The following is a 20831-nucleotide window of genomic DNA, read 5'->3' as shown; positions in this document are numbered from 1 at the left end:
TTTCCTTACAGTCGGGTCTTAGAGCCGGGTCCAGTCGAGGACAACTTTGCCGCCCACGCCGCTGCGGGCGATCTCGAAGCCCTTTTCCCAGTCCGTGGCGGCCAGCGTGTCCGTGACGACGGCGGAGATTCCGGCGTGGAGGACCGGGTTGGAGGAGAGCATGGCGCTCATGGCGTACCAGGTCTCAAACATTTCCCGGCCGTAGATGCCCTTGAGCGTGAGCATGTGGGTGACCACCTTGCCCCAGTCGATGGTGATCTCCTGGCTGGGCAGGCCCAGCATGGCGATCCTGCCGCCGTGGTTCATGTTGTCGATCATCTCAGGCAGGGCCGACGGGTGGCCGGACATTTCCATTCCGACGTCGAAGCCTTCGCGCATGCCAAGCTCCCGCTGGGCGTCGCGCACCCGGGTGGTGGAGACGTCGATGGCGAGGTCGGCGCCGAGCTGCCGTGCCAGTTCCAGCCGCGGTTTGGAAACATCCGTGATGACGATCTTGCGGGCACCGGCGTGGCGGGCGACAGCGATGGCCATCAGTCCGATGGGGCCTGCGCCGGTGATGAGGACGTCTTCGCCCACCAGCGGGAAGCTCAGCGCGGTGTGCACCGCGTTGCCGAAGGGGTCGAAGATGGCACCGAGTTCCGGCGTGACGGAGGGGTCGTGGTGGACCCACACGTTGGTCTCGGGGATCACCACGTACTCGGCAAACGCACCGTCGCGCTGGACGCCCACGCTGACCGTGTGGATGCACATCTGGCGGCGGCCCGCGCGGCAGTTCCGGCAAATGCCGCACACCACGTGCCCCTCGCCGGAGACGCGGTCCCCCACCTTGACCTCGCGGACGTCCCCGCCCACTTCCACCACTTCGCCGTAGAACTCGTGGCCGGCGATCAGGGGGGCTTCGATGATCCCCTGCGCCCAGGAGTCCCAGGACTGGATGTGCAGGTCCGTGCCGCAGATCCCGGTGGTCATGACCCGGATCTTCACATCAGCAGGACCGGCAGTCGGTTCGGGCCGGTCGACGAGTTCGAAACCGGCGTGCGGGCCGGACTTGTACAGGGCCTTCATTGGCGTCCTTACTTCTTGCGCTCACGTTTCGGGGGGTTGTCCTCCCCATTGAAGCCCCGTCCATGCTTTAGCACAACAGGAATTTTCTCAATCGACGATGTAGCGAACGCTAAGGATTAGACTGGTGCCGTGGAGGTTCATCAACTCGAAATCCTGCGCGAACTCGGCGCGCTGGGCAGTGTCAAGGCCGTGGCTGACACCCTCATGGTGACTCCCTCAGCCGTCTCGCAGCAACTGGCCCACCTGCAGCGCACCGTGGACGTGCCTTTGACCCGCAAGGAGGGCAGGAACCTGGTGCTCACCGAGGCCGGCCAGGTACTCGCCGACGCCGGAGCCGCCGTCGTCAGCGCCATGGCGGAGGCCCGCGGTGCCCTGGTGACGTATCACGGTTCGCCGGCCGGCAGGGTGACGCTCTGCGGTTTCCACAGTGCGGGGCAGGCCCTCTTCGCGCCGCTGGCCCGGATGCTGGACCGGCCGGAGCACCCCCGGATCGAACTGTCCGATGAGGACGTGGCCCAGCAGGACTTTCCTGCCCTCACCGCCCGGTACGACCTGGTCCTGGCGCACCGCATGGACCACAGTCCGCGGTGGCCCGCCGAAAGGGTTGCCGTGATCCCGCTGGCGCACGAACCCCTGGACGTGGCGCTGCCCGCCACCCACCCGCTGGCCCGGCAGGAAACGGTGACGGCGGACGACGTCGGCGCCGAGGCCTGGGTGACCAGCCACCCCGGCTACTCCCCCGCCGATGTCCTGTCCGCGGTCGCGGCCGTGTCCAGCCGGGAGCCGAACATCGTCCACCGCATCAACGACTACTCCACGGTGGCGGCGCTGGTCGCGGCCGGCGGCGTCATTGGGTTGCTGCCGAGGTACACGGCAGGGCCGGTCCTGAACCCGGACATCGTGCTGCGGCCGCTGGAGGGGATCAGCACGAGGCGAAGGATCGACCTGCTGGCCAGGCCGGAAAACCTGAAGCGGCGTTCAGTGGTGATGGTCTGCGAAGCCCTTGAGGACATCATGGCCAGGCTGGTGCAGCAGGGCTGATGCTGCCAGGCCAAAGCGTGCCTGGGGACGGACGTCAGGAATCCTGGTCGTCCTGGTCCTCCGGGCCGTTGCCGCTGCCGTTGCCGTTGCCGTTGCCGTTGCCGTTGCCCATTTTCTTGCCGGGACCGTGACCAAGGCCATGGCCAGGTCCGTGGCCGCGTCCCAGGCCCATTCCGGGTCCGTCACCGGCACCCTCCACGATCCGCTTCGCGGTCACCGTCTCCCCGTCCTTGACGCCGGAGATGCGCACAGTCTGTCCGGTGGCGATGTCCGCGATGGTTCCGTCCGTCGGCCTAAGCCGCTTGCCGTCGTCGCCCGTTGCTCCAGGGCTGGCCTCCGGGCTGGCCCCTTGGCCTGAACCGGCCGCAGCCGGAATCCTGGTGATCCTGGTGTCGCCGTTGACGGCGTAGGTCCGGGAGAAGCCGTCCTCGCTCTTGACCGTAATGGCCGTGCTGCTGACGGATTCAACGGTGCCGCGCTGTTCCAGGATGGTCTGGAAGGTGCCGTCAGGATTCTTGACCACGCCCTCGCCGTGGAGCGGCTGCGCGCGCTGGGCCTTGTCCGCCTTGTTATGTCCCGGAGCCGTGCCTGAATTGCCCGGCGCCGACTGCGACGGCGCCGGCTGCGAAGGGGTGGGCGACGGCGGATCGGCGGCCCATGCGAGGGCAACGCCGGTGCCCGTCAGCGCCAGGGCCACCGCCCCGGCCAGCATCGTCTTGCGCATTCCCAAGGGTTCCCGGACCGCCATCGCTGTTCCTCCTGCATGCTGCGGGGGCGCCAGCGCCCCGTGGGCTCCAGTGTAGGTCTGTCGGCGACCGGCAGCCACGGGTACTTTCCGCCCACGGCATCTGAGTACTTAACGCGAAAAACTGGGTAGCGCCCGGGTGTTGATGTGAGGCTTCACAACGACACGTGGCGCTACCCAGTCGGGTCAGGCAGGGCTTCCTAGGCGGAGACGCCCAGTTTCTCCAGGATCAGTTCGCGGACGCGGGCTGCGTCGGCCTGGCCGCGGGTGGCCTTCATGACCCCGCCCACGATCGCGCCGATGGCCTGGACCTTGCCGCCGCGGATCTTCTCGGCGACGTCGGGCTGGGCGGCAAGTGCGGCGTCGATGGCTTCCAGGAGGGGCCCGTCGTCGGACACGACCGCCAGGCCGCGCTTTTCGACGATCTCTTCCGGGGTGCCCTCGCCGGCGAGCACGCCGTCCAGGACCTGGGAGGCCATCTTGTTGTTGATCTTGCCGGCCTCCACCATGCGGCTCAGCTCCACCACGGTGGCAGGCTGGACGCCCAGCTGGCCGGGGTCAACGTCCGCGGCCTTGGCACGGCCCACGATCTCGCCCATCCACCACTTGCGGGCCACGGATGCGGAGGCGCCGGCGGCAATGGTTTCCTCGATCTCGTCCAGGACGCCGGCGTTCACCACGTCGCGGAACTCCAGGTCGGAGTATCCCCAGTCGGCCTTGAGGCGCTTGCGGCGCTCTGCCGGCGGCTCGGGGAGGGTGGCGCGCAGTTCCTCCACCCATTCGCGGGATGCAACCACGGGTACCAGGTCCGGTTCCGGGAAGTAGCGGTAGTCATCGGCGTCGGACTTGGGCCGGCCCGAGGTGGTGGTGCGGGTGTCCTCGTGCCAGTGCCGGGTCTCCTGGATCACCGGGTTGCCGGAGTCCAGGACGGCGGCGTGGCGCTGGATCTCGTAGCGCACGGCGTGCTCTACGGCGCGCAGCGAGTTCACGTTCTTGGTCTCGGAGCGGATGCCGAAGCGTTCGCGGCCGTGCGGGCGGAGCGAGACGTTGGCGTCGCAGCGGACGTTGCCGCGTTCCATGCGGGCATCGGACACGCCAAGGTTCTTCACGATTTCCCGGATGGCGGCCACGTACGCCTTGGCGAGTTCCGGTGCGCGGGAACCGGCGCCCTCGATGGGCTTGGTGACGATTTCGACCAGCGGGACGCCGGCACGGTTGTAGTCCACCAGGGAGAAGTCTGCGCCGTGGATGCGGCCGGTGGCACCACCCATGTGGGTCAGCTTGCCGGCGTCCTCCTCCATGTGTGCGCGCTCGATCTCCACGCGGAACACGGTGCCGTCTTCAAGTTCGATGTCCAGGTAGCCGTCGTACGCGATGGGCTCGTCGTACTGGGAGGTCTGGAAGTTCTTGGGGGTGTCCGGGTAGAAGTAGTTCTTCCGGGCAAACCGGCAGGACTCGGCGATCTTGCAGTTCAGGGCAAGGCCGATCTTGATGGAGGACTCCACCGCCGTCTTGTTCACCACGGGCAGGACGCCGGGCATGCCGAGGTCCACCTCGTTGACGTTGGTGTTGGGTTCGTCGCCGAAGACGTTGGGGGCGGAGGAGAACATCTTGGTCTTGGTGTTGAGCTCCACGTGGACCTCGAACCCCAGGACGGGATCGTACTTCTCCATGGCCTCGTCGAAGCTCAGGATGTCGTCGGTGCTCATTATTTTGCCTCCTGGGTTTCGAGGGATGCAGCGGCAAGGTCGGGCGCCTGGGCCAGCAGCGGGCCGCCCCACTTGGCTTCGAGCAGCGATTCCAGGACCGCGCCCACCCGGTACAGGCGGGCGTCCTCGCGGGCCGGGGCCAGCAGCTGGATGCCCACGGGCAGTCCGTCCTCGTCCGCCAGGCCGCCGGGCAGCGACAGGCCGGGGACGCCGGCCAGGTTGGCCGGGATGGTGGCGACGTCGTTGAGGTACATGGCCAGGGGGTCGTCCAGTTTTTCGCCGAGCGGGAACGCCGTGGTGGGGGCGGTGGGCGAGATCAGGACGTCGGCCTGCGCGAAGGCGGCCTCGAAGTCCCGCTGGACCAGGGTGCGGACCTTCTGCGCGGAGCCGTAGTAGGCGTCGTAGTAGCCGGCGGACAGGGCGTAGGTGCCCAGGATGATGCGGCGCTTGACTTCGTCGCCGAAGCCGGCGGCACGGGTGGCCCCCATGACGCGTTCGATGGTCATGGGGCCGTCCTCGGGGAGGACGCGCAGGCCGTACCGGACGCCGTCGAACTTGGCCAGGTTGGAGGAGGCCTCGGACGGCATGATCAGGTAGTAGGCACCCAGGGCGTACTGGAAGTTGGGGCAGGAGACCTCCACGATCTCGGCGCCGGCGTCCTTGAGCAGTTCCAGGGCGTCGTTGAAGCGGTTTTCGACGCCGGCCTGGTAGCCCTCGCCGTGCAGTTCCTTGATGATGCCGATCCGCAGGCCCTCGACGTTGCCGGTCTTCGCGGCGGCAACGAGGTCGGCCAGGGGCTCCGGCAGCGACGTGGAGTCGCGGGGATCGTGGCCGCCGATGACCTGGTGCAGGAGTGCCGAGTCAAGGACGGTCCGGGTGACCGGGCCGATCTGGTCAAGGGAAGAGGCCATGGCGATGGCCCCGTAGCGGGAGACGCTGCCGTAGGTGGGCTTCACGCCAACGGTTCCGGTGACGGCGCCGGGCTGGCGGATGGAGCCGCCGGTGTCCGTGCCCAGGGCAAGGGGGGCTTCGAAGGCTGCCACGGCGGCAGCCGAACCGCCGCCGGAGCCGCCGGGGATCCGGTCCAGGTCCCACGGGTTGCGGGTGGGGCCGTAGGCGGAGTGCTCCGTGGAGGAGCCCATGGCGAATTCGTCCAGGTTGGTCTTGCCCAGGATGGGCATCTTCGCGGCGCGCAGGCGTTCCACGACGGTGGCGTCGTAGGGGCTGTGCCACCCTTCGAGGATTTTTGACCCCGCGGTGGTGGGCTGGCCGATGGTCACGATGAGGTCCTTGACCGCGATGGGGACGCCGGCGAGGACGTGCAGTGCCTCGGCATCCGCGCCGCCGGCGGCGCGGATGGCGTCGACTTCGGCAGCGACGGCGAGGGCTTCCCCGGCGTTGACGTGCAGGAAGGCGTTGACCTTGCCGTCGACGGCGGCGATCCGGTCCAGGTGCGCCTGGGTGGCCTGCACGGAGGTGACCTCGCCTGCGGCGAGTTTTTCGGCCAGCTGCGCGGCGGAGAGCCGGATCAGGGCGTCGGCGCTGATGTTCTGTTCAGTCATGGTTATGCCTCATCCAGGATGGCCGGGACCTTGAAACGGTTGTCATCGGAATCCGGGGCGCCGGAGAGTGCCTGTTCCGCTGTGAAGGTGTGCCCCACGACGTCCTCGCGGAACACGTTGGTGAGCGGAATCGGGTGCGAGGTGGCCGGAACGTCATCCCCCGCGGCCTCGCTGACGGACTTGACCGAATCGACGATGACGGCAAGCTCGCCGGCCATCCTGTCCAGCTCTTCGGCACTCATCTCGATGTGAGCGAGCCGCGCGAGATGCGCGACGTCGTCACGGTTGATCGCAGCCATGGATCTCCCCTGCAAAGTTCGAATTGTTTTCCGATCCAGTCTAGTGGGGAAACGCAGATGCCCGTCTGACGGCCCCCAGCGGGCGTCAGACGGGCACCTTCGGTACCCGGTCCTGCCTCGGGGACAGGAGCGCGGGCAGCTACAGACTAGCCGATACCAATGGCTCCGGTCAGCATGCCGACGCCAAGCATTACCAGGGAAATAACGGCGGTGCGCCACAGGACCTTCTTGTGGTGGTCGCCGAGGTCCACCTTGGCCAGTGAGACCAGCAGGAGGATGGCCGGCACCAGCGGGCTCTGCAGGTGGAACGGCTGGCCCGTGATGGAGGCCCGGGCCATATCGGCGGCGCCAACCCCGTAGTGCGCGGCGGTCTCGCTCAGGACCGGCAGCACGCCGAAGTAGAACGCATCGTTGCTCATGAAGAACGTCATGGGGATGCTCAGGATGCCGGTGATGACGGCCATGAACGGGCCCATGGAGGTGGGGATGATCTGGACCAGCCAGGCGGACATTGCTTCCACCATGCCGGTGCCCTTGAGGACGCCGGTGAGGACGGCGGCGGCCATGACCATGCTGACGACGGCCACGATGGAGGGTGCGTGTGCGATCAGCTGGGCGCCCTGGTCCTTGACCTTGGGGAAGTTGACCAGCAGGGCGATTGCGGCGCCCACCATGAAGACGAACGGCAACGGGATGATGTTGGCCACCAGGACCACCATGACGGCGACGGTCAGCGCCAGGTTGAACCAGAACAGCTTGGGGCGCAGGGTGCTGCGGTTGGGGTCAAGGGCGGTGTCGGTGAGTCCGGCGCCGCTGTCCTCAAGGAGGGTGTCGGTGCGCTCCAGCACGGCTACGGAGGATCCTGCCGCGGAGCCGCCGACGGCGGGGGCTGCACCGCCGGGGTTGCCACCCTTGCGTCCGCGGCCGGTGCCGGGCCCGCCGGCGGTGGTGCCGCCGTCGAAGTCTTCTGCAGTGTCCGGCACGCCCCAGATCTCCGGAGCGGTGGCACGGAGGCGGTTGCGCTCCTGCAGGCCCAGCAGCCAGGAGAAGGCGAGCACGACGACCAGGCCGGCCACCAGCGAGGGGATCATCGGGACGAACACGTCGTTGACGTCGATCTTCAGGGCGGTGGCGGCGCGGGCAGTGGGTCCGCCCCACGGCAGGATGTTCATGGTGCCGTTGGCCAGGCCGGCCACGCAGGTGAGGACCACGGGGCTCATCTTCAGGCGCAGGTACACCGGCAGCAGTGCGGCGGTGGTGAGGATGAAGGTGGTGGACCCGTCACCGTCCAGCGACACGGCAGCGGCGAGGATGGCGGTGCCCAGGACAACCTTGGCGGGGTCGTTGCCCAGCTTGCGGAGGATGAACTTCACCAGTGGGTCAAACAGGCCGACGTCGATCATCAGGCCGAAGTAGATGATGGCGAACATCAGCAGGGCCGCAGTGGAGGTCATGGACTTCATCGAGTCCATGACCATGTCGCCAATGCCCAGTCCGGCGCCGGCGAAGAGGCCAAAAGCAGTAGGGACAATGATCAACGCCAGCACTGGCGTCAACTTCTTCGTCATGATCAGCACCATGAAAACTGCGATCATGGCGAATCCAAGTATTACCAGCACAGCCGACTCCTTCTTGTGAACGGCACCACAGCGTTGTGATGCGTGCTACAGACTGTAGGGTGGCGGCCGTCACGGCAGTGCCTTTGGCTCAATTGATTGGCATACTGCTTATTGGGAGCATTTTGCTCATTGTGCTCACGCCGCCACAGGCCGGCACAGCAGCCCCTGATACCCGTCGAGGAGGATGACATGCAGCGTTCCGCGCCCCGGCAGCAGCTGCGGTTCTCCACCCAGACCCTCCTCCTCCAGCTGGCCGTCGTCCTGCTCGTGGTGATGCTCAGCGCCGCCGTGCATGCCTGGCTGACCTACGACCGGGTGGGCAGCAACGCCGAAGACCAGGCGCTGACGCTCGCCCGCACCGTCGCCTCGGACCCCGAAGTACGGGCCGATGTCCTGGCGATCAGCGAACAGCCCGGAACTCCCCCGGCCGCCGAACTGCTGGCAGGTCCGCTGCAGGCCTCCGCGGAGGCGGCCCGGACCAGGACGGGCGCCCTGTTCGTGGTGATCACCGATGAGACCGGCATCCGGCTGGCCCACCCCGACCCGCAGCGGCTTGGCGAGAAGGTCAGCACCGACCCGTCCGAGGCGTTGTCCGGGCAGGAAGTCACCACCCGGAACACGGGAACCCTGGGTCCCTCCGCCGGCGCCAAGGTCCCCGTCTATGCCCCGGGCACTTCCACGGTGGTGGGCGAGGTCAGCGTCGGTTACTCGATGGACACGGTGGCCCAAAGCGTGGCCCGCGACATCGGGCCCGTGGCGCTGACCGCCGCCGGCGCGCTCCTGGCCGGGATCCTGGGTTCCTTCCTGCTCCGCCGACGCCTGCAGCGCCTCACCCTGGGCCTGGAGCCGGAGGAAATCAGCACGCTGGTCCACGACCAGGTGGCGGTGCTGCAGGGCGTGGACGACGGCGTCATCGGCGTCAGCGCCGACGGCCGGGTGAGCGTCTTCAACGCCGCCGCCCAGCGCCTGCTGGGGCTGCCGGACCTGTCCGGCACACGGTGGGAGGATGCCCCTGTTCCGGAACAACTGAAATCCCTGACGCGCCCCGGAGCCGGTACCGCCGGTCCAGCCGTGGCGGCCGGCGGATTGAACCAGGACGCCCTGGAGCTGGTGGCCGGCGGCCGGGTCCTGGTGGTGAACGCCCGCAAGGCCCTGCACCGCCGGGAAGACCTCGGCTGGGTCGTCATGCTGCGGGACCGCACCGAGCTGCAGCAACTCACCCGCCAACTGGACGCCGTGGGCACCATGTCCACGGCGCTGCGGGCCCAGCGGCACGAATTCGCCAACCAGCTGCACACCCTGGCGGGCTTCCTCGGCATCGGCCAGCACCAGGAGGCGCGCGACTACCTGGCCGGGCTGGCCGCCACCGGTCCGCTGAAGTTCCCCGTGGACCAGGCCGAGCTGTTGCAGGACCCGTACCTGCAGGCGTTCGTGGGCGCCAAAGGCGTGGAGGCGGACGAGCGCGGCGTGGCCCTGCGCATCGGGCCGGAGACCCTGGTCCGGGGGCGGGTCACCGAAGCCCAGGACGTGACCACGGTGCTGGGCAACCTGATCGACAATGCGGTCAACGCTGCCGTGGCGGGCTCATCCACGGACCGCTGGGTTGAGCTTGAGGTGCTGGACGAGCCGGCCGACGACGGCGGCACGCTCCACATCGTGGTGGCGGACTCGGGTGACGGGCTGGCAGACGGCGCGGACACCGAGGGCGTCTTCGCCGAGGGTTTCACCACCGCGTCCGGGCCCGTCCGGGCAGGCGGCGGTCAGGGCTTTGGACTGGCCCTGGCGCGCCAGCTGGCCCGCCGCCGCGGCGGTGACGTAAAAGTGCTGGAGCGGGGAACCAGGGGCGGCCCGGGGGCCGTGTTCATGGCCACCCTGCCGCAGACGACGGCGGGAAACCCCGCCGCCAACATCCCGGGGGCAGCCGGAAAGGATGGAGATGGCTGACGATTTTCGGGTCCTGATCGTGGACGACGACTTCCATGTGGCAAAGCTGCACGCCGCCTATGTCGACTCGGTGGCGGGGTTCCTGGCGCTGGCACCCGTTGGTACGGCGTCGTTGGCGCTGCAGGCCATCCACAGCCTGCGCCCCGACCTGGTGCTGCTGGACGTGTACCTGCCGGACGCGTCCGGCCTGGACCTGCTGCAGCAGCTGGATGTGGACACCATCATCCTCAGTGCCGCCTCCGATGCGGCGTCCGTCCGGGTGGCGTTCCGCCGCGGCGCCCTGGGGTACCTGCTCAAGCCGTTCACGGCCGAGTCGCTGTCCCAGCAGCTGCGTTCCTATGCCCGGTACCGGCGGCTCCTGGGCCAGCCCGGGGCGCTGGACCAGGAGGCGGTGGAGCGGGCCAAACGTGCGCTGGTCCCCGGCGACGTCACGCCGTCGTCGAAACCCCGCTCCGCCACCGAGGCCGCAGTCCTGGAATCGCTGGTCCCGGGCGAGCAATATTCGGCGGCGGAGGTGGCTTCCCGGGTGGGCGTGTCCCGGGCCACCGCCCAGCGGTACCTGTCGTCACTGGCCGACGATGGCGCCGTGGACATCCAGCTCCGCTACGGCACCACCGGCAGGCCGGAACACCGTTACGGCCTGCCGGCACGCTAGGGCAGGAAAACTAGGCGCTCTTCTGGGCGACGAGTTCGATCTCGACGAGCATCTTCGGGTCCAGGAACGGCAGCACGTGGACCAGGGAAAGCGTGGGGCGGATGTCACCGAAGACCTCGCCGTGGGCGCGGCCTGCCTCTTCCCACTTGCTGATGTCTGTCAGGTACAGCTTGGACTGCACCACGTCTTCGTAGGCGAAGCCGGCGTCGGCCAGGACCTTGCCGAGTTTCTGCAGGATGTACTGCGTCTGGGTGTAGAAATCGTCCCCGACAATGCCGTCGTCACCGCTGGCCGCGGTCGCGGAAATGTAGAGGGTGTTGTCCACCTGGACGGCGCGGGAGTAGCCGAGGGTCTGTTCCCAGACGGATCCGCTGCCGAAGGTTTTGCGCATGGGTGGCCTTTCAAAGCTGGAATGGGTCGCCACCACTGTAGGGCTGCTACAGGTTGAGCCGGTAAACCAGCAGTTTTGTGTCGGTGCCGGGGACGAACCAGTCCCGTTCGGGCACGCGCTGGAAGCCGGTCCTGCGGTACAGGCCGTGCGCGCTTTCCCAGTCTTTCCCCGTGGTCAGCGCCACCGCGCGGATGCCGGGCAGGGTTCGGGCGTAGCTGATGATGGCGTTGACCATGGCCTTGCCAGCGCCGCTGCGCTGGACGGCCGGGTCCACCACCAGCATGCGGAATTCCAGTTCGTCAGGCAGGGCAATGTCAGCGTAGGGTTCGCCGGCGAGAGCCAGCGTGACCGAGCCGATGATGGTCCCTTCCCGTTCGGCCACCCAGATGGTGGCCTGCTCTGCGCGCGCCGCCACGTCCATGACCTTGACCATGTAGGGGTGGTCGGCGTCGTCGAAGTACCCGGCGGCAAGGTAGGAGTCGCCGGTGATGCGGGCGACGTCGGCAAAGTCGGCTTCGACGGCGGGACGGATGGTTAACTGCGGCTGCACCCATCAATGGTAGTGGCGGACGGGCCCAGGGTTCGGTGGAAACGCGCTTTCCGTGACCGAACTATCACATTGTGCTGGCACAGTTTTCCTCCAGACGGGGAAGACGGCTCCTAGAGCGGAAACTTGCCGGACAGCTCCAGGCTGGCGGCGCAGGTCCAGGCATCGAGCCGCTCGTCGTCGCTGGGGCCTCCGTCGAGCGGGCTGGTCAGGCGGGGCCGGCGGACCCAGCAGCCGGCTTCCTCCGCGATCAGCGCCCCGGCCGAGAAGTCGTGTTCGTTCAGGCCCCGCTCCCCGTAGGCGTCGTGCGTTCCATCGGCCACCATGCAGAGGTCCAGGGCGGCGGAGCCAAGCCGGCGGACGTCGGCAAACCCGTCCATGAGGGCACCGAAGGCGGCCGACTGCTGCGACCGGATGTGGGGTTCGTAGCTGAACCCGGTGGCCAGGATCTGCCCGGCGCGGCCCGGGACGGGCCCTTCGAGCCGGGTGGTTTTCCCGCGTTCCTCCAGCCACGCACCCTGGCCGCGGGCGGCGTAGTACACCCGGCCCAGGGCAGGGGCGTTGACGACGCCGGCCAGCCAGGCGCCGTCGGCATCGGCCACAGCCACGGACGTGGCGTAGTAGACGATGTTGCGGATGAAGTTGGTGGTGCCGTCCAGAGGATCGATGGACCAGCGGAAACCGGTGGGATTGGCCGGGCGGGAAGTTCCCTGTTCCTCGCCGGTGATGCTGTCGCCGGGCCGGGCCGCGGCAATGACACCGCGCACGGCGGTCTCCGCCGCAACGTCGAAGGCGGTCACCCAGTCACCGGCGGCACCCTTGTTGCTCGCGTCCAGCGCGTCGCCGTCCCGGCCGGCCAGGACTTTGGCACCGGCCGCGGCGGCCTGCATCGCCACCTCCAGCAGCTCCGAAGCGGACGTCATGCGTTCTCCTCCACCTTGTTATCTCCGGCAGCGTTCTCCGCTGCAGGCACCGGCATGGCGGCCTCTTCATTGCCGCCGTCAGCTAATGCTGCCGGGCCGCCGTCGAGCAGCCTGCGGAATCCGTCATCGTCCAGGACGGGCACGCCCAGCTGCTCCGCCTTGTCCAGCTTGCTGCCGGCGCTTTCGCCTGCCACCAGGTAGCTGGTGTTCTTCGAGACCGACCCGGAGGCCTTGCCACCACGGAGCAGGATGGCTTCCTTGGCTTCGTCGCGGCTGAAGTTGGGAAGGGAACCGGTGACCACCACGGTGAGCCCTTCGAGGGTCCGGGGCATGGACTCGTCGCGTTCATCCTCCATGCGGACCCCGGCGGCGGCCCAGCGGTCGATGATTTCCAGGTGCCAGTCCTCGGCAAACCACTCCTTGAGCGCCGCCGCGATGGTGGGGCCCACCCCGTCCACGTGGGCCAGCTCCTCTTCCGAGGCTGCCCGGATCCGGTCCATCGTGCCGAAGGCCTGGGCGAGCGCCCGGGAGGCGCGGGGCCCTACGTGGCGGATGGACAGGGCCACCAGCACCCGCCACAGGGGCTGGGTTTTGGCCTTGTCCAGTTCCTTGAAGAGCTTTTGGGTGTTGGCGGTGGGCTTGGACGGCGACTTGGCCGTGCCCTTGCTGAAGAAGTAGGGCACCAGCTCGTACTCGCCGGTGGGCACGCCCTTGGCCTTCTTTTCCCGGCGGATCCGCACCTCGGCCAGGTCCTCCGGGGTGAGGTCGAAGAGCCCGGCTTCGGAGGTCAGCGGCGGCACCTCAGGTTCTGCGGGCTGGGTCAGCGCGATGGCCGCCTCCCAGCCCAGGGCTTCGATATCGAAGGCGCCGCGGCCGGCCACATGGAACACGCGCTCGCGAAGCTGGGACGGGCAGGACCTGGCGTTGGGGCAGCGGACGTCCACGTCGCCCTCCTTCGCCGGTGCCAGCGGAGTGCCGCAGGAGGGGCACTCGGTGGGCATGACGAAGTCCCGCACCGGCGGGTCCTGCTGGTCGCGGAGGGACAGGACCGGGCCCACGATCTCGGGAATGACGTCGCCTGCTTTCCGCAGGATCACGATGTCGCCGATCTTGACGCCCTTGGCCTTGACCACGTCCTGGTTGTGCAGGGTGGCCATCTCCACAGTGGATCCGGCCACCTTGACCGGCTCCATGACGCCGAACGGGGTCACCCGGCCGGTGCGGCCCACGTTGACCTGGATGTCCAGCAGCTTGGTGTGCACTTCCTCCGGAGGATATTTGTAGGCCACGGCCCAGCGGGGAACGCGGGTGGTGTTGCCCAGTGCCCGCTGGGTGGCGAAATCGTCCACCTTGATGACGATGCCGTCGATTTCGTGGAGCAGCTTGTGCCGCTGGTCCCCGTAGCGCTTGATGAAGGCCAGGACGTCGTCCCGGCTGGCCAGCACCTCGAAGTACGGGCTGACCGGCAGGCCCCACTCCTTGAGCAAACCGTACGTTTCGGACTGGCTGCCGGCGGCCAGTCCTTCGCGGGCGCCGATGCCGTGCACGAACATCTTCAGGGGCCGCTTGGCCGTCTCGGCCGGGTCCTTCTGCCGCAGCGAACCGGCGGCGGCGTTGCGCGGGTTGGCCAGCGGAGCCTTGCCGGCCTCGATCAAGGCCTCGTTGAACTCCGCGAAATCCTTGGACGGGATGAAGACCTCGCCGCGCACCTCCATTTCGGCGGGGAAGCCGCTGCCGCGCAGTTCCTGCGGGATTTCCTTGATGGTGAGCAGGTTGTGCGTGATGTCCTCGCCGGTGGTGCCGTCGCCGCGGGTGGCAGCCCGCACCAGCTTGCCGTCACGGTAGAGGAGGTTGACCGCCAGGCCGTCGATCTTGAGTTCCGTCAGCCAGGCCGCCCTGGTGCTGCCGTCACCGATTTTTTCGATGCTTGCCTCCGCCCGGTTGAGCCACGCATCCAGCTCCTCCAGGGAGAAGACGTCCTCCAGGCTGTACATCCGCTGAAGGTGTTGCACGGGCGCGAACGCGGCCGATACCTCGCCGCCCACTTCCTGCGTTGGCGAATCGTTGGCCACCAACTCCGGGTGCAGCGCCTCGATCTCCTCGAGCCGGCGGAAGAGCGTGTCGAACTCGGCGTCCGAGACCAGGGGCGCGTCCTCCTGGTAATACGCGAACCGGTACTTCCGCACCAGGTCGGCGAGGTTTTCGTACTCCTCGCGGATGGCTTCGGTGGGGATGGTTTGGGGCTCGGTGGGTGCCGTGGTCCGGGTTGCGGTCTGTTCTGCGGGTCCTGGTCCTGTGCTCACAGACCTATCTTGCCTTACACCCCGGACACTGGACGGGCGCAGGGGCCGGGGCGGCTGCAAACGGGCCGGGGCATGCCATGGGTCAGCGGCCTGGGGTCAGTGCGACCGGAGCCGGTTCCGGCCCCACAGCGCGAAGGCGCCGGCAGACATTCCCACCAGCAGGACGCCGGCGGGAATGGACAGGTTCAGGCCGCCGCTGCCCGGGGCTCCGGTACGTGCCGCCGCTGCCTGGGTTGGGCCGGTGGATCGTGGAACCGGCTTGTTCCAGGTGGATTCCGACGACGGTGCGGCCGCGGTGGAGGACGGGGAAGCGGACGTGGGGGTGTCGGCCGGCAGTGTTTCGTCAGGCTGGATGGCCTCGGCAGTCCCGGGAAGAGGCGCCGTGGGTGCCGGCGCCGGCACGCGAGGAGGCATGGCGGGCGCGGACGTGTGCGGGGCGGCGGTTTCGCTGGGGGCAGGCTGGGCGGGCGACCCGCCATTGCCCGGCGGATCGGTGGGTGCCTCGGGCTTGCCGGGCCGCCCGTTCGCCGTCTTGTCCGGTGCTGGGTCGTCTGTGGGTGCCGCAGTGGTGGCAGCAGGCGACGGGTCCGGGGAATCGGCCAGGGCCGGCGCGGAGGCGGGGAGGCCTATGGCGAGGGCGAGGACTGCCGCGGAAAAGGCGGCGGGGACAGCACGGAATGGAGGGGAGGATGGGCTCACGGTTACCTTTCGACGCCCACGGATCCCCCGTCCGCGGCCTTCTGGGTTCCGAAGCAGTCTTCTACACTCTGCCGGACGGCCGCAAATCCACCCGCGTGGCGGCCGTCCGGGTGCCGGCCGGTTCAGTCCCGGTTTTCGGGCGGCAGCGCCACCTGGATTTTCCGCGCCTTGCCGCGCCCCACCACGTACCCGCGGCCCGGGATGAAGTCGGGGCTGACCCTGCCCAGGGAGGTGTTGAGCAGGCTGTCGCCCTCGATGTCGCCCGGGTTGAGCAGCAGGCCACGGCGCCCGGACTTGAAGGGCTGGGCAAGCTGCCAGGCGGAGGACCAGGTGGAGGATTCCGACTCCCCCACCACCCATTGGTCTGCCTTCAGCGAAGCCGTGACAAGCTGCGCCATTCCTGATTCGGCGATGGTGTCGGTGAACTCCGTGAGGCCTTCGATGAAGATGGCCACCATGCCGGGGTTGCCGGTGGAATGCTCCACCAGGTCCTCCACGACGCCGGCAAGGTCATCAGGCCCTACGACGGCCCGGTTCCACAGGGGCAAGGACGCGACGGCGGAGCGCCGGGATCCCACGTAGATCAGCTCCGTGGCGGGGTTGGACCGCCGCAGGGCATAGGCCAGGGTGACCAGGGCCACCGTCCGCCCTGCCCCGGGCGGGCCGGCCAGCAGCAGAGGGCCGCGGGCCATGATCTCCGCGGGCTGCAGGGACTCGTCATCCACGCCGATGACCGGCAGGTCCGGGTTGCCGACGGGCAGGACGTCGAGGTCCACCTGCTCCGGCAGCCGCTCGATGCCGGGGGCGGTGTCGAGGCCCTGGCGCAGCATTGCCTCGCTCAGCTTGTGGACTTCACGGGCCTGCAGGGCCAGGTTCGAGTTGCCGCCAAGGACGGCCAGCTGCACTTCAAGGCCGTCGAGGAGTCCGCGGCCCGGAGGGGAATTGGCGGTGAGGACGTCCCTGGGGACGTCCATGGAGATGTAGTCGTCCTCGTTGGAGAGCCGCAGGACCAGGCGGCGCTGAATCGAGGCCAGCAGTGATGCCGGGACGGCGTTGGGTCTGTCCCCCGTTACCACCAGGTGGATGCCCAGGGTCCGGCCGTCGGTGGCAAGCTGCAGGAAGATGTCCCAGAGCCCGGACAGCTTGCTGTGTTCGTAGGCCTCACGGAACGCGGACATGCCGTCCACCAGCACGAAGATCCGTTTCTCGTCCGGTCGGTTGGCCAGCTTCCGGTACTCCACGATGGTGGATGCCCGCACCTCGGCGAACTGCGCCGCCCGGAGCTCGGCGATGTCCCGCAGGAGGCGCAGGAGCCTGCCGACGCGTTCCACGTCGTCGCCGTTGATGATTTCACCCACGTGCGGAAGCTCCTCAAGCATGCGCAGCCCGGCCGATCCGCAGTCGATGCCGTACACGTGGACGGGGCCGCCCCGCGGGGTGACGGCGGCGGCTATCGCGATGCCGCGCAGTGCGGCCGACTTGCCGGAACCGCCTGTTCCGTAGATGGCCATGTTGCCGTCACGGTCGGGTTCGTAGAACACCGTGGGCTGGTCCTGGTGGACGGGGTCGTCGGCAACGCCCAGCAGCAGCTGCTCGTCCGTGCGGGGGTTGGGCAGCTTGGAGAAGTCGTAGGTCTTGGCCAGCTCGTCCAGCCACGGCTTGCGAGGCGGCTGGATCGCCATGGCATCCGCGGCATGCACGATCGTGGAGGTCATCCTGGCGATGTCGTTCGGCCCGGCGGGCTCGGCGGCGGCCGGCTTGTCAGGGGCCGGCGGTTCCCAGCTGGGCCCGGAGCCGAAGGCCATTTCTACGATGTCGATCTGCGGCCGCTGCGGCTTGTCCGTGGTCCAGCCGCCGGCGTAGCCCGTCTGGAATCCCTGGATGCGGCCAGGACCGGTCTTGGCGGCGCCGCGGCCGGGAATCGCGGGGTCGAAGTAGGCGGCGTCCGGGACGCCCAGGATGTCGGTGGCGTCGTCCTCGTCGGCCATGCGCAGTGCCACGCGGAGGTTCGTGTTGGCGCGGAGGTTGTCCTTGATGACGCCGGCCGGGCGCTGGGTGGCGAGGATGAGGTGCAGGCCCAGGGATCGGCCGCGCGCGGCAACGTCCACGACGCCGTCCACGAATTCCGGGACGTCGTTGGCGAGGGCCGCGAACTCGTCCACGATGATGATCAGGTACGGCGGGGCATCGGGGTCAGCCTCCCGCTGCAGGGCCAGCAGGTCCTTGGCCTTCTTCCGGTTCAGCAGCTGCTCGCGGTAGTGCAGTTCGGCCCGAAGCGACGTCAGCGCCCGGCGCACCAGGTGCGGGGACAAGTCGGTCACCAGCCCTACCGTGTGCGGGAGGTTGATGCAGTCGGCGAATGCGGCCCCGCCCTTGTAGTCCACGAACAGGAAGCTGACCCGGTCCGGGCTGTAGGCGGCAGCCATGCCCATCACCCAGGACTGCAGGAACTCGGATTTGCCGGCGCCGGTGGTGCCGCCCACCAGCGCGTGCGGCCCTTCGTTCTTCAGGTCCAGGTACAGCGGTTCGATGCCCTTTGACCCCACCAGGGCGCGGAGGGTGCCGTTGTCCTTGCGGTTGGCCACCGCCGTGGCACGGACGGAGTTGTTTTCGGTCCAGCGCTCGGCGACGGCCTGCGGGTTGTCCAGGAAGTCCTTGCCGATCAGCGTGGCGTAGGAGACCGCGCGCGGCAGGTCGGAGTCGTCGTTGACGGGCTTTCCGACATCGACCACGGGCGCGAGCATCCGGGCGAGCTGGGCCGCGAGTTCGGCGTCCACGCTCTCGCAGCTGACGGGGTAGGTGTGGCGGCCCAGGCGCACCTGGCCGGTGGTGGTGCCGTGCTCTCCGTCCACCACCATGAAATCGCGGCAAGCAGCGGGCAGGGCCTGGATGTCCGTGGCCACCCACAGGACGTGCACGCCGGAGTCGGGGCCGCGTTCGGCCAGCCGGGTGAGGCGGCCGCGGTCCACGGGGGCGTCGTCCTCCACAATGACCAGCACCGACGGAAGGACCGGTTCTTCAAGTTCGTGCTTCACCGGATCGATGCCGGGGCGCAGCTCCGGGGCGGTCCGCTTGGCCGCGGCCTCGCGGGCATCCACCAGGTCCTCAAGCCTGGCCAGCAGAGAGGACCCGCCCGCGGAGCCGGCGGCGAGGTGGTCCCCCGCCAGGGGACTGTGGCCCGAGCCGACGTGGGGCAGCCACTGCAGCCAGTTCCAGCGTTCCCTGGACTGGGCGGAGGTGATGGCGGTGAGGACCACCTCGGCCGGTGAGTGGAGCCCCACCAGTTGGAGAACCATGCCGCGGGCAACATCGTCCACCAGTCCGCGGGCCCCTGCGATGCCCAGCGCCCCGGAGGTCCGCAGCTGGGAGATCACGGGGACGCCTTCGATCTCGCTGAACTGCTTGATGCAGTCCTGGATTTCGTGGCTGTACTGCACCTCGGTGTCGTTGTTTGACGGTTCTTCGAGGGGGATGCGGGACGGCGCGGTCCCCAACCCGAACCGCAGGCCCAGGAAGGAGGGATGCTCGGGCCGGTGCGTCCACAGCAGCGGTCCCAGTTTGTAGATGGCGTCCACGGTGTCGCTGACGGATGGTGCTTCCTGCAGCCTGACCGCGCGTTCCACCTGCTGCAGCTCCGTAAGGTCCTGCCGGAAAGCGGCCATGGAAGCGCGGAACTGCTTGAGCTGTTCCTTTTGCTGCTTGCGGCTGCGCATCTTCTGGTCCACGTAGTGGCCGACGATGAACAGGGGCATCATCAGCATGAAGACCATGGAGAGAACGTTCTGCGTGACCGCGAAAATCACCGCACCCATCATCAGTGGCGCCACCAGCATGATGTAGGGGAAGGGCTGGTCCTCGGGCCGCTTGGGTCCGGCGGGCAGCACGCGCTTGGGTACGTCGAACCGGGGCACCACGCGCGGTGAGCGGTTGAAGTTCAGCAGGGGCGACGTCGGTGCTGCCGCGTGGTTGTGCCCCAGTGGCACCACGGTCACGGTGGTGTCGCCCAGGGTCACGGTGTCGGAGGAGTTCAGGGTGGCGCGGGTGACCGGCAGGCCGTCCATCAGGAGGCCGTTGGCGGAGTTCGTGTCGACGATCTCGATGCTTTCGCCCACCGTGATCCGGGCGTGCCGTTTGGAGGTGAGCGGGTCCGTCAGCCGGATGTCCACGTTGCGGTCCCGGCCGATGTAGCTGGTGCCGGTGGGCAGCGAAAATTCGCGGCCGACGTCGGGCCCGGACAGCACGCGCAAGGTGGCGGCGGCCGGTCCGCGGTTGGCTCCGGGCTCATGGAACTGCTCGCTGACCTGGGCCAGGGATACCACCGAGCCGGGCCGCAGGCCCGATTCGAGGAGGTTGTCCCCGCGGGCCAGGACGTTTCCGCTGATGCCGGCACCCACGAAGGCTTCGTCGATGCGCAGGGAAAGGTTGTCCGGGGCAGGCACGCCCTTGCGGTCGGGGTCCGCCGCCCAGAGCACGGTCGCGATATCGGCCACCGTGGCCAGGCCGTCCACCGTGACGGCCAGGTCCTTGGCGTCGGCGGGTTCCCGGCGGAGTGTCAGGCGGATCCTCATCCTTCGTCCACGCCCCTCATCTTTTCGAGCAGGTACAGGTCATCGGGGGTCACCAGGTGGGTGGTGACAGCGTGCTCCACCAGACGCGCCCGGCGGTTGGTGGCGAGCTTGCCGCCGCCGCCCCGCAGTCCCACCACGCCCACCCGGTCAAGTTTGTCGCAGACGTTGTCCAGTTTCCGGTTGAACCGCGTCAGGGCCCAGCCCAGGGTCTTGGCGGCAGCCGCCGACGACGGGATGGTGCTGAACCCGGTGCCTTCGCGCCGCAGCACGGGTTCGGCGAGCGCCACAATCAAAGCCTTCTGGGCATCCGTGAAGACCACCGGGCCGATGGTGGTGTCCCCGCTGGACGCGCCTTCCCTGGCTTCCTGCCGGAAGGAGGGCGTCCTCAAGTGCACGGCGAACTCATAGGTGGTGGGCCCGGCCGTGAAGATGACGTTGGTGTGGCTGAAAACCAGCGGAATCCGGGCGCCGGGTGACAGCCAGGCCTGCATGCCGCCGGAGGCGTCCGCAACGGTGGCGGAAAGCATGCTGCCCACGTTGCTGAGCCACCAGATGCCGTCGTAGCGGGCCACCTGCAGGAACTGCCGGTGGAGGTACGGGTTGTCATCCACTTCCAGGTCGCCCTCGCGGCCGATGTTGAAGATGTCCTCGTCCGATGGTTCGTACCATTCGCCACAGAAATCTATTGCTAGATCCCCCATGATCTGTGCCTCCTCAAGTCAGAACTGTTCGTGTAAGCGTCAATGCCGTTGGTGCGGAGC

At 68.4% G+C, this 20831-nt stretch carries 16 protein-coding genes; 3 read left to right on the top strand and 13 right to left on the bottom strand.

All coding sequences use genetic code 11. The annotated features are described in order from the left end of the window. Window positions 1-18: 18 nt before the first annotated feature. Window positions 19-1065, bottom strand: coding sequence for an L-threonine 3-dehydrogenase (gene tdh / locus PUN71_RS20515; RefSeq protein ID WP_277799881.1), 1047 nt, complete (start codon window positions 1063-1065; stop codon window positions 19-21). A 129-nt stretch (window positions 1066-1194) separates the two neighbouring features. On the opposite strand from tdh, the gene PUN71_RS20510 reads away from it, so the two are divergent. Further along, complete coding sequence (locus PUN71_RS20510) at window positions 1195-2106, top strand: LysR family transcriptional regulator (protein ID WP_043455994.1); 912 nt, start codon at window positions 1195-1197, stop codon at window positions 2104-2106. A 34-nt stretch (window positions 2107-2140) separates the two neighbouring features. Here PUN71_RS20510 and PUN71_RS20505 read toward each other — a convergent pair whose 3' ends face one another. From PUN71_RS20505 to PUN71_RS20485, 5 genes are all read right to left on the bottom strand, one after another. Beyond that, the gene (locus PUN71_RS20505; protein WP_277799880.1) at window positions 2141-2854 is read right to left on the bottom strand and encodes a DUF5666 domain-containing protein; all 714 of its coding nucleotides are present in this window, start codon (window positions 2852-2854) and stop codon (window positions 2141-2143) included. A 197-nt stretch (window positions 2855-3051) separates the two neighbouring features. After that, window positions 3052-4560: an Asp-tRNA(Asn)/Glu-tRNA(Gln) amidotransferase subunit GatB gene (gene gatB / locus PUN71_RS20500; protein WP_043455996.1), complete on the bottom strand. Its 1509-nt coding sequence runs from the start codon at window positions 4558-4560 to the stop codon at window positions 3052-3054. Then, on the bottom strand, window positions 4560-6122 hold the full coding sequence (gene gatA, locus PUN71_RS20495; protein WP_043455997.1) for an Asp-tRNA(Asn)/Glu-tRNA(Gln) amidotransferase subunit GatA: 1563 nt from the start codon (window positions 6120-6122) through the stop codon (window positions 4560-4562). Before gatA ends, gatB begins: the two co-directional genes overlap by 1 nt. A gap of 2 nt (window positions 6123-6124) precedes the next feature. Further along, window positions 6125-6421, bottom strand: coding sequence for an Asp-tRNA(Asn)/Glu-tRNA(Gln) amidotransferase subunit GatC (gene gatC, locus PUN71_RS20490; protein WP_043455998.1), 297 nt, complete (start codon window positions 6419-6421; stop codon window positions 6125-6127). 146 nt (window positions 6422-6567) lie between these two features. After that, on the bottom strand, window positions 6568-8040 hold the full coding sequence (locus PUN71_RS20485) for a CitMHS family transporter (RefSeq protein WP_277799879.1): 1473 nt from the start codon (window positions 8038-8040) through the stop codon (window positions 6568-6570). A gap of 189 nt (window positions 8041-8229) precedes the next feature. Here PUN71_RS20485 and PUN71_RS20480 point away from each other — a divergent pair, with 189 nt between their 5' ends. Both PUN71_RS20480 and PUN71_RS20475 read left to right on the top strand, forming a co-directional pair. After that, window positions 8230-9984, top strand: coding sequence for a sensor histidine kinase (locus PUN71_RS20480; protein ID WP_277799878.1), 1755 nt, complete (start codon window positions 8230-8232; stop codon window positions 9982-9984). Then, entirely contained in the window at window positions 9977-10639 is a 663-nt protein-coding gene (locus PUN71_RS20475; RefSeq protein WP_110542890.1) for a response regulator, read from the top strand. Before PUN71_RS20480 ends, PUN71_RS20475 begins: the two co-directional genes overlap by 8 nt. Before the next feature lie 10 nt (window positions 10640-10649). On the opposite strand, the gene PUN71_RS20470 is transcribed toward PUN71_RS20475, so the two are convergent. From PUN71_RS20470 to PUN71_RS20440, 7 genes are all read right to left on the bottom strand, one after another. Further along, the gene (locus tag PUN71_RS20470) at window positions 10650-11030 is read right to left on the bottom strand and encodes a RidA family protein (RefSeq protein ID WP_110542889.1); all 381 of its coding nucleotides are present in this window, start codon (window positions 11028-11030) and stop codon (window positions 10650-10652) included. 46 nt (window positions 11031-11076) lie between these two features. After that, window positions 11077-11580, bottom strand: coding sequence for a GNAT family N-acetyltransferase (locus PUN71_RS20465; RefSeq protein ID WP_277799877.1), 504 nt, complete (start codon window positions 11578-11580; stop codon window positions 11077-11079). Between the two features lie 110 nt (window positions 11581-11690). After that, window positions 11691-12500 carry an inositol monophosphatase family protein gene (locus tag PUN71_RS20460; RefSeq protein ID WP_277799876.1) on the bottom strand — a complete coding sequence of 270 codons (810 nt, stop codon included), beginning with the start codon at window positions 12498-12500 and terminating at the stop codon, window positions 11691-11693. Beyond that, the gene (ligA, locus tag PUN71_RS20455) at window positions 12497-14734 is read right to left on the bottom strand and encodes an NAD-dependent DNA ligase LigA (protein ID WP_277799887.1); all 2238 of its coding nucleotides are present in this window, start codon (window positions 14732-14734) and stop codon (window positions 12497-12499) included. Before ligA ends, PUN71_RS20460 begins: the two co-directional genes overlap by 4 nt. 165 nt (window positions 14735-14899) lie before the next feature. Next, on the bottom strand, window positions 14900-15502 hold the full coding sequence (locus PUN71_RS20450; protein ID WP_277799875.1) for a hypothetical protein: 603 nt from the start codon (window positions 15500-15502) through the stop codon (window positions 14900-14902). A gap of 122 nt (window positions 15503-15624) precedes the next feature. Beyond that, entirely contained in the window at window positions 15625-20070 is a 4446-nt protein-coding gene (locus tag PUN71_RS20445) for a type VII secretion EssC family protein (RefSeq protein WP_277799874.1), read from the bottom strand. Continuing rightward, on the bottom strand, window positions 20067-20771 hold the full coding sequence (locus PUN71_RS20440; RefSeq protein ID WP_043456010.1) for a hypothetical protein: 705 nt from the start codon (window positions 20769-20771) through the stop codon (window positions 20067-20069). Before PUN71_RS20440 ends, PUN71_RS20445 begins: the two co-directional genes overlap by 4 nt. Between the last annotated feature and the right edge of the window lie 60 nt (window positions 20772-20831).

Source organism: Arthrobacter sp. NQ7 (genome assembly GCF_029581595.2).
In the GTDB taxonomy this organism is placed as follows: domain Bacteria; phylum Actinomycetota; class Actinomycetes; order Actinomycetales; family Micrococcaceae; genus Arthrobacter; species Arthrobacter phenanthrenivorans_B.
The sequence above is the reverse complement of the archived record's forward strand: the minus strand, read 5'-3'. Positions and strand labels throughout refer to the sequence as shown.

Excerpts from the sequence above, each read along its gene's own strand:
- tdh (WP_277799881.1), bottom strand. The coding sequence starts at position 1,065 with ATGAAGGCCCTGTACAAGTCCGGCCCGCACGCCGGTTTCGAACTCGTC.
- gatB (WP_043455996.1), bottom strand. The coding sequence starts at position 4,560 with ATGAGCACCGACGACATCCTGAGCTTCGACGAGGCCATGGAGAAGTAC.
- PUN71_RS20445 (WP_277799874.1), bottom strand. The coding sequence starts at position 20,070 with ATGAGGATCCGCCTGACACTCCGCCGGGAACCCGCCGACGCCAAGGAC.
- PUN71_RS20505 (WP_277799880.1), bottom strand. The coding sequence starts at position 2,854 with ATGGCGGTCCGGGAACCCTTGGGAATGCGCAAGACGATGCTGGCCGGG.
- PUN71_RS20475 (WP_110542890.1), top strand. The coding sequence starts at position 9,977 with ATGGCTGACGATTTTCGGGTCCTGATCGTGGACGACGACTTCCATGTG.
- PUN71_RS20460 (WP_277799876.1), bottom strand. The coding sequence starts at position 12,500 with ATGACGTCCGCTTCGGAGCTGCTGGAGGTGGCGATGCAGGCCGCCGCG.
- gatC (WP_043455998.1), bottom strand. The coding sequence starts at position 6,421 with ATGGCTGCGATCAACCGTGACGACGTCGCGCATCTCGCGCGGCTCGCT.
- PUN71_RS20470 (WP_110542889.1), bottom strand. The coding sequence starts at position 11,030 with ATGCGCAAAACCTTCGGCAGCGGATCCGTCTGGGAACAGACCCTCGGC.
- gatA (WP_043455997.1), bottom strand. The coding sequence starts at position 6,122 with ATGACTGAACAGAACATCAGCGCCGACGCCCTGATCCGGCTCTCCGCC.
- PUN71_RS20440 (WP_043456010.1), bottom strand. The coding sequence starts at position 20,771 with ATGGGGGATCTAGCAATAGATTTCTGTGGCGAATGGTACGAACCATCG.
- PUN71_RS20480 (WP_277799878.1), top strand. The coding sequence starts at position 8,230 with ATGCAGCGTTCCGCGCCCCGGCAGCAGCTGCGGTTCTCCACCCAGACC.